Origin of the sequence: Aestuariibacter salexigens DSM 15300 (assembly GCF_000429145.1) — a bacterium.
Classification (GTDB): Bacteria; Pseudomonadota; Gammaproteobacteria; order Enterobacterales; family Alteromonadaceae; genus Aestuariibacter; species Aestuariibacter salexigens.
This window is the reverse complement of sequence record NZ_AUBH01000004.1, coordinates 16,417-31,881: the sequence shown is the minus strand read 5'-3', so window position 1 is coordinate 31,881 and position 15,465 is coordinate 16,417. Positions and strand designations below refer to the sequence as shown.

Genomic DNA, 15,465 nt, shown 5'->3' with positions numbered 1-15,465 from the left:
ATGAACACAATTGGCGTCATTCTAGCGGGAGGTGCTTCTAGCCGAATGGGGCAAGACAAGGCATTGCTAACGATCGCGCAATCAACCATGTTGAGCAGAACTTACCAGCTGTTACTTGAAACATCGGTGAGTAAAATTGTTATCAGTCGTAATGACGGCAAAGCTGGACATTTTTCAGATTTGTATCCAGGCAAGGGGCCTTTATCTGGTATCCACAGTGCTGCCATGCGCTTTCCTGACAAAAATCTATTCATACTGCCGATCGATCTGCCGCTAATGGATGTTTGCACAATTCAGCGCTTGTTGGACAGCGGCGAAAAGTTCTCAAGCAATGTCAGATTTGGTGAACACAGTTTGCCGCTTTACTTACGTAATACCGAGACGACCCGCCAAACCCTGGATTACACACTGCGGTGTACAAACAGTTTTTCTGTTGACCGCTTTTGCACGCATTTCCCTTTAATGAAGCTGCAACTGCGTCAGCAGTCACCCCTTTTCAATTCAAACACACCAGAACAATGGCGTTTTGCGATGCAACATTTCGAAACAACCGAGTGTTCTGTACCAACTGAGGTTCGTCATGGGACATGCTAACAAACAATTTGAATCACTTGGTCTTGCTGTTCTAACAGTATCTGATACGCGAGATAGAAGCACAGATACCTCTGGCGAGTATCTCGCGGTGAATGCGACTGATGCAGGTCATCAGGTAATTAAAAGAGACATTGTTATTGACGACATTTATCTGATCAGGGCCAACGTCTCAGCTTATATCGCGGATCCAGCGATACAAGCCGTAATCGTAACTGGAGGGACCGGATTCACGTCGAGAGATTCCACACCAGAAGCGGTAAAACCCTTGTTGGACAAAGAAGTTGAGGGGTTCGGCGAGTTGTTTCGATATTTGTCGTTCAAGGAAATAGGTACTTCAACGATCCAATCAAGGGCTATATCCGGATTGGCAAACAATACGGTCATCTTTTGCCTACCTGGGTCTACTAATGCTTGCAAAACTGCATGGACTGGTATCATTGAAGCGCAATTAAATGGTGCCCATGGCCCCTGTAACTTCGTGCCGCATTTGCAAACCAATGAAGCACTTCGATGCGCGAGCAGAGCGGTATGACTCAGTCAACCCATTCCGTACTAAGCCATATTGATAATCATGGCAAAGCGAACATGGTCGATGTGAGCGAAAAAGCGGCATCGACGCGCATGGCAATAGCAGAGGCCTTTGTCAGTGTTTCTGACATTGCGCTTGAGCAAATAATTGAAAACCAGCTGGCCAAAGGTGATGTCTTTAGTGTCGCAAGAGTAGCAGGCATACAAGCGGCAAAACAATGTGCCGATCTGGTGCCGCTATGTCATCCGCTTTTGCTCAGTAAAGTCGACATAGATTTTGAAACTGATGAGTTATCTAGGCAAATAAAGATAACCTGTCAATGCAAATTAAATGGCAATACTGGCGTTGAAATGGAGGCGCTTACTGGTGTCTCGATAGCAGCGCTGACGCTTTTTGATATGTGTAAAGCTGTTGATCCAGAAATGGTTATTCATGGCTTGAAAGTCACTGAAAAAAGCGGTGGTAAAACTGGACTGTGGAGGCGCTCAGCATGATACAGATTAAACTTTTCGCAAGTCTTCGTGAAAGCATAGGTACATCGTCTTTAAACCTTGAATATGCCGGTGAAAACACTGTTGCCGATGTCGCACATGAGCTGGTCGAACGCGGAGCAAACTGGCGTTTGCTCGAAGAAAGAGACGTACTGTGTGCGGTGAACCAAACCCTTTGTGGAAAAGACGCAAAAATAAACGATGGTGATGAAATAGCGTTTTTCCCACCGGTTACGGGAGGTTAACAATGATTAGTGTTCAACGTGGCGATTTTGATCACTGTGAACAATACCAGGCGCTTAAGGATGAGGCAGATGGCGACGGAGCCGTAGTTACTTTTACGGGGTTAGTGAGGGACTTTAATGTCGAGGGCTCCGTATCGGGAATTCACATAGAGCATTACCCTGGGATGACCGAAAAATCGCTAATGCGAATATGCAGCGAAGCGCGAAAACGCTGGCAATTAGGGCAAATAAGAGTGATCCATAGAGTAGGCACAATTGGGCCACAGGAGCAGATTGTGTTCGTTGGCGTGACATCAAAGCACCGCAAAAGTGCTTTTGAGGCATGTGAATTTATTATTGATTACCTTAAAACCAGCGCACCTTTATGGAAACAAGAGGGGACGTCAGAAGGTATGAAGTGGGTTGCTAGTAGGTCGTCTGACCAGGAGGCAATGGATCGCTGGGCTAATACAACCAACCAGTCTTGAAAGATACGCCGACTATTACGAAGAGGATAGAAAGCAGGGTTACAGCAATTATATGGGCGGCCATATCCCATAAATTTTGCTGCGATAATTTTGGCAAGACCCTGAGTTTAGCGTCAGCGGCTAATAGTATCGTTAACGCAAGTAATGTGAGTTTTATACTAATCACCCTCGATATAGGATTGGCCCAGTCCAGCCATAGATAAAAATCGGGCAGTAGTCGATGCGCCAACAGTAAACCAGTAATGATCTGGACTAGCATGGCTGGTTTACCAACACGCTCGAATGCGGATTCAAAGTCCAGCAAACGTTCAGGGGATTTCTCTTTCAGCACTCTGGGTAAAACAGCAAGAGACAATACAATATGGCCACCTGTCCATATAGTCGCTCCTAAAATATGAGCAAGTATCAAATAACCATACATATAATAACGTCAACCTCGACTGGGTCTGCTCCATATAAAGGCTAAAACCAACAAGGATACGGCAACTACTAAAGTGATTATCCAATAAGTGTATTCACCAATTAGTAATGCAACGGTTATCATTGCCATCATGCAAGCACTAGAAACAACCTTGGTTTTCAGGGCAATTACACCGGATTGTTCCCAATCGTTTATCACTCTTCCAAGCAATGGCTGCGATAGTAGCCACTGATGCAACGTGTTCGAGCTTTTAGAAAAGCAAAACGCCGATAGGAGTAGAAAAGGCGTAGTTGGAATAAGTGGCAATACCATCCCGACAATGCTACAAAGACAGGCCAGTAAACCTGTTAGCATGTATATCGACCGGGTCAGCTGTGTCCGCATCACCAGTTTATCTCAACACAGAATCAAACCACTGCACATTAACTGTTTCTCCCGGTTCTACCATTCCTCGACCGTTCTCAAGCACTGCATAACAATTGCTAGTGGTAAAACAGGACAATACGCCGGAGCTTTGTGAACCGGCAGAGTCGACTATTAGTTGACCATTGTCATCGCGGTAACAGATTGCACGTTGATAGTCAGTTCGTCCTGGTTTCTTTCTAAACTTACTCTTTGCAATGGCTTTAACGGCAATTTTACCTTCTGGTGTACAGCCTGCTAAAAGTGATAACGAGGGGGCGGCAATTTGGTCAAAGGTGACTGCCGCTGATACTGGATTACCAGGAAGACCAAAAAACAAACTGTTATCTAATCTGCCGAACGCGAGTGGTTTGCCAGGTTTAATGGCCAGCTTCCAAAAGTCTACTTTGCCAATCTCTTCCAGGATTTCGCGCGTGTAGTCAGCCTCACCCACTGACACGCCGCCAGAAGTGATTACGCAATCTGCATTTGCATCAGCTTGGGTAAAGGCATCACGGATTTTATCCGGATCATCTTCTATCACACCTAAGTCCAGAACCTCAGCGCCAAGACGCCTTAACATCGCGCGAAGCATGGGCCGATTGCTGTCAAAGATTTTACCTTGTTGAGGTATGTCTCCCGGTTGTAATAGCTCATCACCGGTTGAAAATAGTGCCACTTTAAGTTTGCGGAAAACTGAAACCTTTTCGATCCCGATAGACGCTAGAAGGCCTACATCAATTGCAGTTAATCTCTTTCCTTTTGGCAGCACGACTGACCTTTTAGCGATATCACTGCCTGCAATGCGAATCGCTTCACCAAGTTTTACAGCATGGGTGACCGTGATTTTATCGTTGTTAACAATGGTGTTTTCTTGCATTACCACCGCATCCGCACCTGATGGGATTTGTGCGCCGGTCATAATTCGCACGCACTGATACTTGTCTAGCTCGCCGTTGAATGGGTTACCAGCAAAGCTCTTGCCGACCAAATTGAAAGTATTGGCAGAAGACAGATCCTGATGGCGAATAGCGTAACCATCCATTGCAGAATTATCGAAACCTGGGACGTTAGTTGGTGAAATCACGTCTTCGGCCAGCACTCTATCCAATGCTGAATCGAGTTTGCATTTCTCTATATTATTAATCGGAGTGATAGTGTCCCAGATGATTTGTTTTGCTTGTTCTACCGGCATAAGGCCTTTTGCGTCGCAACCACAACCCATCGCTATGCTCCTTTTTGATGGTTAACCATCCATACTGCTGCCTCTACGCGAGAGCGTAGATTCAGTTTCTTAAGAAAGTGCTTCACATGGACTTTTACCGTACCATCAGAAATGTCCAATTCCCGTGCAATGAGCTTATTGCTCATGCCTTTGGCGATAAGCTTGAGGATCTCCAGTTCTCGACTGGTCAGGCTAGCCAATGCACGACTTCCGGCTCTTTCAGGTTTTCTTAATGCAGTCGCCAGTACCTCAGTCAGCTTTGCACTCATTACCATTTTGCCAAGTGCGGCTTCACGCAGTTTGTCGACGATGTCTTCGGGATCCATGTCTTTCAGCAGATAACCATCTGCACCTGAACGCACTGCTTCAACAACATCTTCATCATTGTCAGATACGGTCAACATGATTATGCGCGAATCAACACCTTTATCTCGAAGATGTTTAAGCGTCTCGAGTCCATCCATCCCTTGCATGTTCAAATCTAGCGTGATCAGGTCAGGCTCCAATTGCACCGCCATTTCGATGGCTTCTTTTCCTGAACTCGCCTCTCCAACGACTTCTAAATCATCTTCAAATTCGATGAGTTGGTTTAATCCTTTACGCAATAAAGGATGGTCGTCGACCATCATGATGGTGGCGGGTTTGTCGTCGAACATGTATGCCTCCTTACAAACGCTTATGCTTCTTTTAGTTTAACTATACACGAACCGGTGAACTTCTCTTAAGTTACTGGAGGTAATCAAGCTACCACTTAAGGGGTAGCAAAAGACTTTCGTTGAAACCCTTTAAATATAGGGAATACAGCAAGATAGCCGTACCACTTTCAACACACGATATGCCAGGAACCGTGTATTTTGTTCCCACAATGCCTCGCCTGGCTACCTACTGAAGCAGATTGTTAGCTCAGCGTGTGTCGACCATAGTGTGACCAAATAAATGTCATTCTATGTTGGAGTAAGCGTTATGTCTGATCTGCACAAATGGGATCCAGAAGACCAGGATTTCTGGGAAAAAGAGGGAAAAAAAATAGCGAATCGCAATTTGTGGATTTCGATTCCCAGTTTGCTAGCTGGTTTTGCTATCTGGCTTTATTGGGGCATTATTACCGTCCAAATGCTTAATCTCGGATTCACATTCGCTAAGGCCGAACTCTTTACCTTGATGGCAATTGCAGGATTGACGGGAGCGACACTAAGAATTCCCAGCAGTTTCTTTATTCGATTATGCGGCGGTAGAAACACCATATTCTTTACGACGGCGTTATTGATGATTCCCGCAGTAGGAACTGGTTTTGCGTTACAAAGCCCCGATACGCCATTATGGCAATTTCAACTACTAGCATTGTTATCAGGTTTCGGCGGCGGAAACTTCGCTTCATCCATGTCAAATATCAGCTTCTTTTACCCGAAGAAACAGCAAGGATTGGCTCTGGGTATGAACGCCGGCTTGGGTAACTTCGGTGTAACCACGATGCAAATCGTTGTGCCACTTTTTATGACATTTGCCGCTTTTGGCGCGTTTAGCGGTGACCCAATGACGCTAATCAATGCATCAGGCACGCTTATCGGAAAAATCCCTGCAGGCACCGAAAGCTATATTTCAAATGCAGGCTTTGTCTGGTTGCTATTACTTGTCCCCTTATTCTTCCTTTCATGGTTTGGAATGAATAATATTCGCACGCCTGATGTTTCTCCGAATATTGGCAATCCGTTGACATCCTTTGCCCTAATAACCGTTATGCTCAGCATTGGTCTGGTTGTGGCTGCTTTTGGCCTGTGGTTAATGCTACCTGAGACCGCAAACGGTTCCGGATTCGGTGTGCCTAAGGAAGTTGTGTTAGTGCTGGTGGTTACTGCCACGGTAGTCATCTTGAAAATGCTGCCAGGTTCAATTGGTGAGAGTCTGACTCGTCAGTATCAAATCTTTAACAACAAGCACACCTGGGTGATGAGCGTAATTTACACCATGACGTTTGGTTCGTTTATCGGTTTCGCGGCATCATTCCCGCTAGCGATCAAAGTTATCTTCGGTTATAGCCATGTCATGGTCGATGGAGTGATGACGCACAATACCATTAACCCGAATGGCCCAAGTGCTCTAATGTATGCTTGGATGGGCCCTTTTATTGGCGCACTTATTCGTCCTTTAGGTGGCTGGATTTCTGACAAAATCGGCGGAGCTTTAGTCACACAAATATGCTCAATTGTAATGATCGCTAGCGCACTCGGTGCAGCTTACTACATGCAGGCAGCTTATCAATCTGCCACACCAGAAGAGTTCTTTATACCATTCTTTGTGTTGTTTCTGATTCTATTTGCAGCCACAGGCATCGGCAATGGTTCAACCTTCAGAACCATCGCACAAGTATTCCCCAAAGAACAAGCGGGCCCTGTGCTTGGGTGGACGTCAGCGGTAGCGGCATATGGTGCCTTTTACATTCCCAAAGTTATTGGTGAGCAAATCCAGGCCACTACTCCAGAAGTTGCGTTGATTGGCTTTGCAGTGTTCTACGGTGTCTGCGTTTTGATTAATTACTGGTTCTATCTACGCAAAGATGGCGAGTTTTATAATCCTTAGGCAGTTCCAATAATCGATACAAAGGTGCGAGCAATCGCGCCTTTAATCGTTTCACCATGGTTAGACCATCATGCGTTTAAAGCTAATCTTGTTCTCGATAACCCTGTTTGTTCATTCGGTCGTGAATGCTGATGAGTTGTTAATAGCGGCAGCGTCAGATCTTAAATTTGCGATGAAAGACATCGTAAGTTTATTCGAATCAGCAAATCCGGACATAAAAGTTAAAACTTCGTTTGGTTCGTCTGGCAAGTTTCGTACGCAGATCCGCAATGGCGCACCTTACGACCTGTATTTCTCAGCGGATATTAGTTTTCCACAGCAGCTAAAATCGTTGGGCTATTCATCGTCGGACGTTGTCCCCTACGCCAAGGGTAGACTGGTATTGCTGAGTCATAAAAACGATATGTCCAATAGCCAACTTGCCTCTTTGCTTCACGCTGACTTTGAGAGAATTGCAATTGCTAATCCAAGACATGCACCTTATGGCATGAAAGCCAGAGAGGCACTAGAACAAGCTGGATTGTGGACTCAACTTACGTCAAAAATCATCTATGGTGATAGCGTTTCTCATACTACTCAATTTATCGTTAATCGACATGTCGATGCGGGTATCGTTGCGTTGTCGTTGGTCAAGTCTGCGTCAAACTCTTCAAATGCATCCTACCTGTTGATACCAGAAACACTGCACTCTCCGCTACTTCAAGGTTTTATTGTTACTCAACGCGGTGGAGAAAAACCTGCAGCATGGTTGTTTCATGCTTTTATGCAAAGTGGAGAAGTCGTAAGGCTACTGACACAGTATGGATTTGAAACACCCAATCAGGAGACTACAAGTGCTATCGGCGTGTGATTTGCAAGCTTTGCTTCTGACTTTGAAGCTGGCGAGTACGGTAACCATCATCCTGTTATTTTTCGGAATTCCATTTTCCTGGTGGTTGGCTAGATCTAACTCCAAACTCACAAACCTCTTAACAGCCTTGGTAGCCATGCCACTCATCTTGCCGCCTACGGTGTTGGGCTTTTACTTATTATTAATGCTTGGCCCAGATGGGCCTGTTGGGAAAATAACAACGCAGTTGAGTATTGGTTTATTCCCCTTCACGTTTACAGGCTTGGTTATAGCCTCAATTATTTATTCCTTACCTTTTACCATACAGCCCCTTGTGTCTGCTTTTGAGGCAATTCCAAATCGAACACTAGAAGTCGCTTCTACATTGAGAGCGTCACCTATCGATGCTTTCTTTTCCGTCGTATTGCCGCTATCAAAAAGCGGTATCCTTACCGCTATTGTTTTGACCTTTGCTCATACGGTTGGTGAATTTGGCGTTATTTTGATGATTGGCGGAAACATTCCGGGTGAAACACAAGTCGTCTCAATTCAAATCTATGACCATGTAGAAAGTATGAATTATGGCGCTGCACACACGCTGTCAGTGATCATGCTTGTCTTCTCATTTTTGACGTTAACGCTGCTGCAATGGATCCGGCGACGGAGCTTTGCAGTCGCTCTTGTGAAGAGTAAGTAATCGTGAAATTGGCTTACAGACTATCCAAAGGGCGCTTTAATCTGAATGTAGATCTAAAACTTCCTGATACTGGCATCAGCGTGCTTTATGGGCATTCTGGTTGCGGTAAGACGACACTACTACGCTGTGTCGCTGGCTTAGAAAACGAGGCAACCGGACATTGCTCCATCGCTAATGAAGTTTGGGAAAGTAAGAGTATAAAGCTGAAGCCACATAAGAGAGACGTTGGGTATGTCTTTCAGGAGCCAAGCCTATTCAGTCATCTCAGTGTGAAAGACAATCTAGATTACGGTATCAAACGCGCCATTGAGGCAAGCAAGAAGAACCTGGATGAAACAATCGCAGTGTTGGGTATTGAACACTTATTGGAGCAGAAACCTGCAGCTTTATCAGGTGGGGAAGCGCAGCGTGTTGGCATAGCTCGCGCATTGGCGTTAAATCCCAAGATTTTGTTGTTTGATGAACCTTTGGCATCACTTGACGATGACCGAAAGCGTGAGATCTTACCTTACCTTAAGCGTATTAAACGGCAACTGAGCATCCCAATGCTGTATGTTACTCACGCTGCGCCAGAAGTGGCAATGCTTGCAGACCATGTTGTTGTCATGCACGAAGGCAGGGTTGTATCCAGCGATTCGCTGTCGGCATCACTTACAAACGAAAAACTACCACTAAGGTTAAACGGAGAAATATCGTCTGTTTTGACCGGGAAAATTATCGAGATTGATAAGAGATGGCATTTAGCTTGTTTATCTATCAGTGATCAAAAACTATGGTTACCCAATACCAAAATGTCGATAGGTGATGAAGTAAGGGTGCAGATTTTAAGTAAAGATATAGCTTTGGCCAATTCTGCAGGTGACGCCAGTTTTCAAAACGTGTTCAAAGCTAAGATTGTGGCAATCAATGAGGGTGATCATCCTAGCCAAGCAATCGTTAAAGCTAATGTCGGCGAACACGAATTTATGGTCGCAGTAACCAAACGCGGATTAGCAAATTTGGGTTTGCGTGTTGGCAACCAAGTGTTATTGCAGGTGAAATCAGTCGCAATTCACAGCTAATAAAATTCGCTAAAGGCGCGGAAAACTAAGCACTTTTACTCTTTAACTCGAGCGTCCGTGCATACTCTGGAATGAAACTAAACATGACCGTGGTGCCACGCTCATCATTACGTTTGACTGTTAGTTCACCGTCCAGGTTTCGGCTGCGTTCCTTCATAATGGCTAGGCCATAATGATTAAGTTTATTCGGGTCTTCAGGGATGCCAATTCCGTTATCTTTAACCGTCAATATCACTTCGGAAAGAGAATTACTGGTGATGCCAATTTCAATATTAGACCCTTGAGAATGATAGAAGGCGTTTTGGGTTGCTTCTCTGGCAATTTGCAATAGATGTATTTCTTCTTGAGGCGTGAATGGAATATTGCTAACGTGATAATTAAGCGTAAAACTGAAATCGTCTGAGCGGTTTTGCAATTGCGAAATCGTTTGCTCTAATGCGGCTTTGATGCCCTGTCCATCTAACTTTAATCTGAAAGTCGTTAGCAATTCTCGTAGTTCACTGTAAGCCGCACCGAGCCCGTTCTTTAACTCATCAATAACTTGGTCTATTTGCTCCTGAGCACTCTCTTTCTGCTGCAGTCGTTGTAATCGTGTCACCTGAATTTTCAAATAGGATAATGCCTGCGCTAGTGAATCATGCAGTTCTCTGGCTATCACCGTGCGCTCATTCATCAAAGCGATGCGCCTGCGCTGCTCATTTTGATATTTCATGCTCAATCCATTGGCGACCTGTTCAGCAATGGCTTCAAACAACTGGTGCTGCCAGTCTTCCAGAATACTCCCTTCATCCAAACTCACTACCAAGACACCATAGTGTTGATCACCAATACTTAACTGATACTTCATTTGCCCATTAACAGGCGGGAATAGCGAATCATGCTCAGTACAGTCATGACAGAGTTGCTGCTGACACTTATCTGGAATCGTCTTCTCTGTACTCATCAAATGTTCATAAGGGCCCGTGCCTTGCGCTGTCATAATGCACAGATCCAGGTCTTTCACACCAGTCACGGCTGCCAGCTTGTTGAGTAAGGGCTGAAAATCAACAGAGCCCGGTTCCACTTCGTTAAGTTTGCGAGATACTTGAAACAGCAATTCGAGGGATTGATTAGAGCGCGATAGTTTTCTTGTTTTACGCTTAATTTGTTCTTCAAGTTGAGACTTTGAACGATACAAGCTACCGCTCATTTTATTTATTGTTCTGGCCAGTATTGCAAGCTCGCCTTTGCCAGTCTCTTCTGCTTTGGCAGTAAAATCTCCTTTTCCTATCTGATGGGCTACCCAAGTCAGTTTCGACAGTGGTTGCTCTATGTGACGGTGCACAATCACCATGGCAAGGGCAATAAGTATCAGGGTACTAAATAACGCAAGACTTTGGACTAATCGAATCGTAGCGATATTAGTTTCAGCATGTTTTTGATAAGCACCAACAAGTAGCTCGATATCTTCTACCAGTTTGTTAAAACCATCCAGACTGGAGGTGTTGGGATCACCTGAAGCTGTCAAATAGGTTTCGATCAACGGCTTAACTCTTTCACTCCAGTTTTTTGTCACTGCCGCATGATGCTTTGCGATATCTCCACTGTCCCTAAGTGCCTGTTGATTAACCAGCACGCCGGTATTCAGGGTCAGGTCAAATTCGTCAACTAATTGATTGATGGTCTCAATATCATTTGGATTGTCGAGCATGAAGCTATGAATTCGATACGTCTGCATTCTCAATGAACCCGCCACATTCACCGCCTGAGCATCGAACTGGGCACCGTCACTCATAAACACGGTTGTAAACATACTGACGATCGCCAAAAAGCTAACCGAAAACATTAGTGCGGCGATTTTAAATACAGTCGAATGTATGAAGCTTTTAATGGGTTGCATGGGTTATGTAGAAACTAAGTCGACTCACAAGTGATACCTCCAAAGATTAACTTACGCTCAAATTGTAATCAGTTCTTAATGACATCAGTCTAGATCCCTTTAATACAAAGGAAAAGCAAAAAAACGCCTCTACCACTTTGGTGGTAACTCCCTTATTTAACGCTGTTTTCGGGCTCTTGCCGTGCGATTAACAATGCACTTTAATCCATATAAAGCTTGAGTTTGCAGCGCATCTTATCGTTGCTATTCCATTGATAAAGGAGTCTGGCGTGAGTCATTTTTTAGACAGATTGCAGTTCTTCAAACGTAACGAAGAGCCGTTTTCGAACGGTCACGGTGTTACTACGAATGAAAGTAGAGGGTGGGAAGACGGATATCGCCGTCGCTGGCAGCATGACAAAGTTGTGCGTTCAACCCACGGTGTTAATTGTACCGGGTCATGTTCCTGGAAGATATACGTGAAAGATGGTTTGGTAACTTGGGAAACTCAGCAAACTGATTACCCACGCACACGCCCGGATCTTCCCAATCATGAGCCCAGGGGTTGTCCTAGAGGCGCAAGTTATTCTTGGTACATCTACAGTGCGAATCGCCTCAAACATCCTAAAATCCGTAAACGCTTAGTAAAACTGTGGCGTGCAGCTAAAGCTCAACACCAGGATCCAGTAGAGGCATGGCGCTCTATTGTTGAAGATCCTGCCAAAGCCAAAGAATACAAACAACAACGAGGCCTGGGGGGATTTGTTCGCGCTAACTGGAACGAAGCCAATGAGATCATCGCGGCTGCGAATGTATATACAGCAAAAACCTACGGCCCTGACCGTATTACAGGTTTTTCACCAATCCCTGCCATGTCGATGGTTTCCTATGCCGCGGGTGCACGATATCTGTCGTTGATAGGTGGTAACTGTTTGAGCTTCTATGACTGGTACTGCGATTTACCGCCAGCATCTCCTCAGATTTGGGGTGAGCAGACCGATGTGCCAGAGTCGGCTGATTGGTATAACTCGAACTACATTATTTGCTGGGGCTCAAACGTTCCGCAAACACGGACGCCGGATGCGCACTTCCTCACAGAAGTTCGATACAAAGGCACCAAGGTCATTGGCATTACGCCTGATTATTCGGAAGTGGCAAAACTTACTGACCAATGGCTGGCACCAAAACAAGGAACTGATGCGGCACTAGCGATGGCGTTCGGCCACGTTATTCTCAAAGAGTTCCATGTCGAGAAACCATCAGTTTATTTCTCTGACTACGTGAAGCGCTACACCGACTTCCCGGTTCTGGTCATGCTGGACAAAGCGGAAGACGGCAGTCTACATCAGGGCCGTTTCCTAAGAGCGTCCGATCTAGATGGCCAACTCGGTCAAGACAACAATCCTGAATGGAAAACTATCTCAATCAACGATAAAGATGGCGAACTGGTCTCGCCCACGGGCTCAGTTGGTTATCGCTGGGGTGAAAAAGGTAAGTGGAATATCACCCAAACTGATGGTAAATCAGGTGATGAACTCGATTTGCGGGTAAGCCTGAAAGGTAGCCACGATGAGCTGGTAAGTGTTGCATTCCCGTACTTTGGTGGCGCTGAGCATGAATTTGGCTACTTCCAGAATACTGAGCACGATGACGTGTTGCTACGCAAAGTGCCAGCTAAGAAAGTCAAACTTGCCGATGGTTCTGAAACTTATGTTGCCACTGTGTTTGACTTAACGCTGGCCAACTATGGTGTAGACAATGGCTATGACGATCCGAATGTAGCCAGCAGCTACGACCAAGACATTCCATACACCCCGGCCTGGCAGGAGCAAATCACCGGTGTACCACGCGCAGATGTCATCAAAATTGCTCGGGAATTCGCAACTAACGCAGATAAGACCAAAGGTCGCTCTATGGTTATCGTTGGTGCGGGTATGAACCACTGGTATCACATGGATATGAACTACCGTGGTCTTATCAATATGTTGATGATGTGTGGTTGCATTGGTCAAAGTGGTGGCGGCTGGGCACACTATGTGGGTCAGGAGAAGCTGCGTCCTCAAACTGGTTGGCAACCGCTAGCGTTTGGTCTTGACTGGCAACGTCCTCCGCGCCATATGAATGGAACGTCTTTCTTTTACAATCATTCAAGCCAGTGGCGCTATGAGAAATTGGAGATGACCGAGGTCATTTCTCCGATGGCAAACAAAGACAAGTGGTCTGGTTCGATTATCGATTTCAACAGCCGAGCCGAACGCATGGGCTGGTTACCATCTGCTCCACAGCTTGGCATGAATCCGCTGCAGCTTTGCAGAGATGCAGAAGCTGCTGGTAAGTCACCACAGGACTATGCTGTGGAACAATTAAAGAGCGGTGAACTTAATTTTGCATGCTTGGAGCCTGAGAATCCGCAAAACTATCCGCGTAACTTGTTTATTTGGCGTTCGAATTTGCTTGGTTCTTCAGGTAAAGGCCACGAATACATGCTACGTCACTTGCTTGGTACCAAGCATGGTTTGATGGGCAAAGATCTTGGCGAAGACGGTGGTAAAAAGCCAGAAGACATCAAATGGGTCGATGAAGCCGCAGAAGGTAAAATTGACTTGTTGGTGACTCTCGACTTCCGTATGTCAACCACCTGTCTGTACTCAGACATTGTTTTACCAACAGCAACCTGGTACGAGAAAGACGATCTCAATACCTCTGACATGCACCCGTTTATTCACCCATTGAGTGCGGCGGTAGACCCGGTGTGGGAGTCTCGTTCTGACTGGGATATTTTCAAAGGTATAGCCAAGCAGTTCTCGAAAACCGCGGTTGGCCACTTAGGTGTAGAGAAAGATTTAGTTACCTTACCGATTCTGCACGATACGCCAGCGGAAATCGCACAACCCTTTGGTGTGAAACACTGGTGGAAAGGCGAATGTGACCTTATCCCAGGCAAAACTGCTCCGAATATGATTGTGGTTGAGCGCGACTATCCCAATACTTATGCGCGATTCACATCGATAGGGCCGTTGCTTGAAAAACTTGGTAACGGTGGCAAAGGAATAACCTGGAATACAGAGACAGAAGTCGAATTCCTAGGCCAGTTAAATCGTCGCCATGTTGAAGAAGGCGCGAACAAAGGTCGACCCAAAATTGAAACAGCCATTGATGCGGCAGAAGTGATCCTTTCACTTGCGCCGGAAACCAACGGCCAAGTTGCAGTGAAAGCTTGGTCAGCCCTAAGCGAGTTTACCGGCCTGGATCACACTCATCTGGCGAAACCCAAAGAAGAAGAAAAGATCCGCTTCAGAGATGTGCAGGCTCAGCCCCGCAAAATCATCAGCTCGCCGACCTGGTCAGGGTTAGAAGATGAGCATGTCTCATACAACGCGGGTTATACCAATGTGCATGAGTACATTCCTTGGCGCACCGTAACAGGTCGTCAACAGTTTTATCAGGATCATGAATGGATGCGCGATTTTGGTGAAACCATGTGCCTGTATAAGCCGCCAATCAACCTTAAAACTGTGAAGCCAATGATGAACAAACAACCCAATGGCAACACAGAGATTGCACTGAACTGGATAACCCCGCACCAGAAATGGGGGATCCACAGCACTTATTCGGACAACTTGTTGATGCTGACACTGTCTCGCGGCGGCCCGATTGTGTGGATTTCCGAACCTGACGCGCAGCGCGCAGGCATTGTCGATAACGATTGGATCGAAGTCTTCAACGTTAACGGTGCGATTGCAGCAAGGGCTGTTGTCTCGCAGCGTGTGCCGGAAGGCATGAGCATGATGTACCACGCTCAGGAACGCATTGTAAACGTGCCCGGTTCAGAGGTCACCAAAACACGCGGTGGTATCCACAACTCTGTTACGCGGGCAGTGATGAAACCAACGCACATGATCGGTGGTTACGCGCAACAGGCCTACGGATTTAACTACTACGGCACTGTGGGGTGTAACCGGGACGAATTCGTTATCGTGAGAAAAATGGCGAAGGTCGACTGGTTGGACGATGACAGCGTCGAACAGAGCACAGATGAATTTAACAACTTTGGAGCGGAGGGTTAATC

The 15,465-nt window shown here is 45.9% G+C and carries 15 protein-coding genes; 10 read left to right on the top strand and 5 right to left on the bottom strand.

Going from position 1 to position 15,465, the window contains the following annotated elements; translation table 11 throughout:
• From mobA to moaE, 5 genes are read left to right on the top strand one after another with little or no spacing between them, the layout of a single operon-like run.
• Positions 1–594: a molybdenum cofactor guanylyltransferase gene (gene mobA, locus G441_RS19255; RefSeq protein ID WP_051275419.1), complete on the top strand. Its 594-nt coding sequence runs from the start codon at positions 1–3 to the stop codon at positions 592–594.
• Entirely contained in the window at positions 581–1,126 is a 546-nt protein-coding gene (moaB, locus tag G441_RS0107490; RefSeq protein WP_026375772.1) for a molybdenum cofactor biosynthesis protein B, read from the top strand. Before mobA ends, moaB begins: the two co-directional genes overlap by 14 nt.
• Positions 1,123–1,617, top strand: a complete 495-nt coding sequence (moaC, locus tag G441_RS0107485) for a cyclic pyranopterin monophosphate synthase MoaC (RefSeq protein WP_026375771.1) — start codon at positions 1,123–1,125, stop codon at positions 1,615–1,617. Before moaB ends, moaC begins: the two co-directional genes overlap by 4 nt.
• Positions 1,614–1,859, top strand: coding sequence for a molybdopterin converting factor subunit 1 (moaD, locus tag G441_RS0107480; protein WP_026375770.1), 246 nt, complete (start codon positions 1,614–1,616; stop codon positions 1,857–1,859). Before moaC ends, moaD begins: the two co-directional genes overlap by 4 nt.
• 2 nt (positions 1,860–1,861) lie before the next feature.
• On the top strand, positions 1,862–2,326 hold the full coding sequence (gene moaE / locus G441_RS0107475; RefSeq protein WP_026375769.1) for a molybdopterin synthase catalytic subunit MoaE: 465 nt from the start codon (positions 1,862–1,864) through the stop codon (positions 2,324–2,326).
• On the opposite strand, the gene G441_RS0107470 is transcribed toward moaE, so the two are convergent.
• Genes G441_RS0107470 through narL form a run of 4 tightly spaced genes read right to left on the bottom strand, consistent with a single transcriptional unit; the run spans position 2,304 to position 5,030 of the window.
• Positions 2,304–2,747, bottom strand: a complete 444-nt coding sequence (locus G441_RS0107470; protein WP_026375768.1) for a CopD family protein — start codon at positions 2,745–2,747, stop codon at positions 2,304–2,306. The two genes, moaE and G441_RS0107470, sit on opposite strands and share 23 nt — an antisense overlap.
• A 9-nt stretch (positions 2,748–2,756) precedes the next feature.
• Positions 2,757–3,101, bottom strand: coding sequence for a YbaN family protein (locus G441_RS20055; protein WP_169726060.1), 345 nt, complete (start codon positions 3,099–3,101; stop codon positions 2,757–2,759).
• Between the two features lie 37 nt (positions 3,102–3,138).
• A complete protein-coding gene (gene moeA / locus G441_RS0107465; protein ID WP_026375767.1) occupies positions 3,139–4,374 on the bottom strand; it encodes a molybdopterin molybdotransferase MoeA in 1,236 nt (411 codons plus the stop codon).
• Between the two features lie 2 nt (positions 4,375–4,376).
• Positions 4,377–5,030, bottom strand: coding sequence for a two-component system response regulator NarL (gene narL / locus G441_RS0107460; RefSeq protein WP_026375766.1), 654 nt, complete (start codon positions 5,028–5,030; stop codon positions 4,377–4,379).
• A 307-nt stretch (positions 5,031–5,337) separates the two neighbouring features.
• On the opposite strand from narL, the gene G441_RS0107455 reads away from it, so the two are divergent.
• From G441_RS0107455 to modC, 4 genes are all read left to right on the top strand, one after another.
• Positions 5,338–6,951 carry an MFS transporter gene (locus G441_RS0107455; protein ID WP_026375765.1) on the top strand — a complete coding sequence of 538 codons (1,614 nt, stop codon included), beginning with the start codon at positions 5,338–5,340 and terminating at the stop codon, positions 6,949–6,951.
• Between the two features lie 70 nt (positions 6,952–7,021).
• A complete protein-coding gene (gene modA / locus G441_RS0107450; protein ID WP_026375764.1) occupies positions 7,022–7,801 on the top strand; it encodes a molybdate ABC transporter substrate-binding protein in 780 nt (259 codons plus the stop codon).
• Positions 7,752–8,477: a molybdate ABC transporter permease subunit gene (modB, locus tag G441_RS0107445; protein ID WP_051275418.1), complete on the top strand. Its 726-nt coding sequence runs from the start codon at positions 7,752–7,754 to the stop codon at positions 8,475–8,477. The genes modA and modB overlap by 50 nt, the downstream gene beginning before the upstream one ends.
• Before the next feature lie 2 nt (positions 8,478–8,479).
• Positions 8,480–9,538 carry a molybdenum ABC transporter ATP-binding protein gene (gene modC / locus G441_RS0107440; RefSeq protein WP_026375762.1) on the top strand — a complete coding sequence of 353 codons (1,059 nt, stop codon included), beginning with the start codon at positions 8,480–8,482 and terminating at the stop codon, positions 9,536–9,538.
• A gap of 25 nt (positions 9,539–9,563) precedes the next feature.
• On the opposite strand, the gene G441_RS0107435 is transcribed toward modC, so the two are convergent.
• Positions 9,564–11,330 (bottom strand): ATP-binding protein, encoded by a 1,767-nt coding sequence (locus tag G441_RS0107435; RefSeq protein WP_240485101.1) that lies wholly within the window; start codon positions 11,328–11,330, stop codon positions 9,564–9,566.
• Positions 11,331–11,686: 356 nt separating this feature from the next.
• On the opposite strand from G441_RS0107435, the gene G441_RS0107430 reads away from it, so the two are divergent.
• Positions 11,687–15,463: a nitrate reductase subunit alpha gene (locus G441_RS0107430; RefSeq protein ID WP_026375760.1), complete on the top strand. Its 3,777-nt coding sequence runs from the start codon at positions 11,687–11,689 to the stop codon at positions 15,461–15,463.
• Positions 15,464–15,465 lie beyond the last annotated feature (2 nt).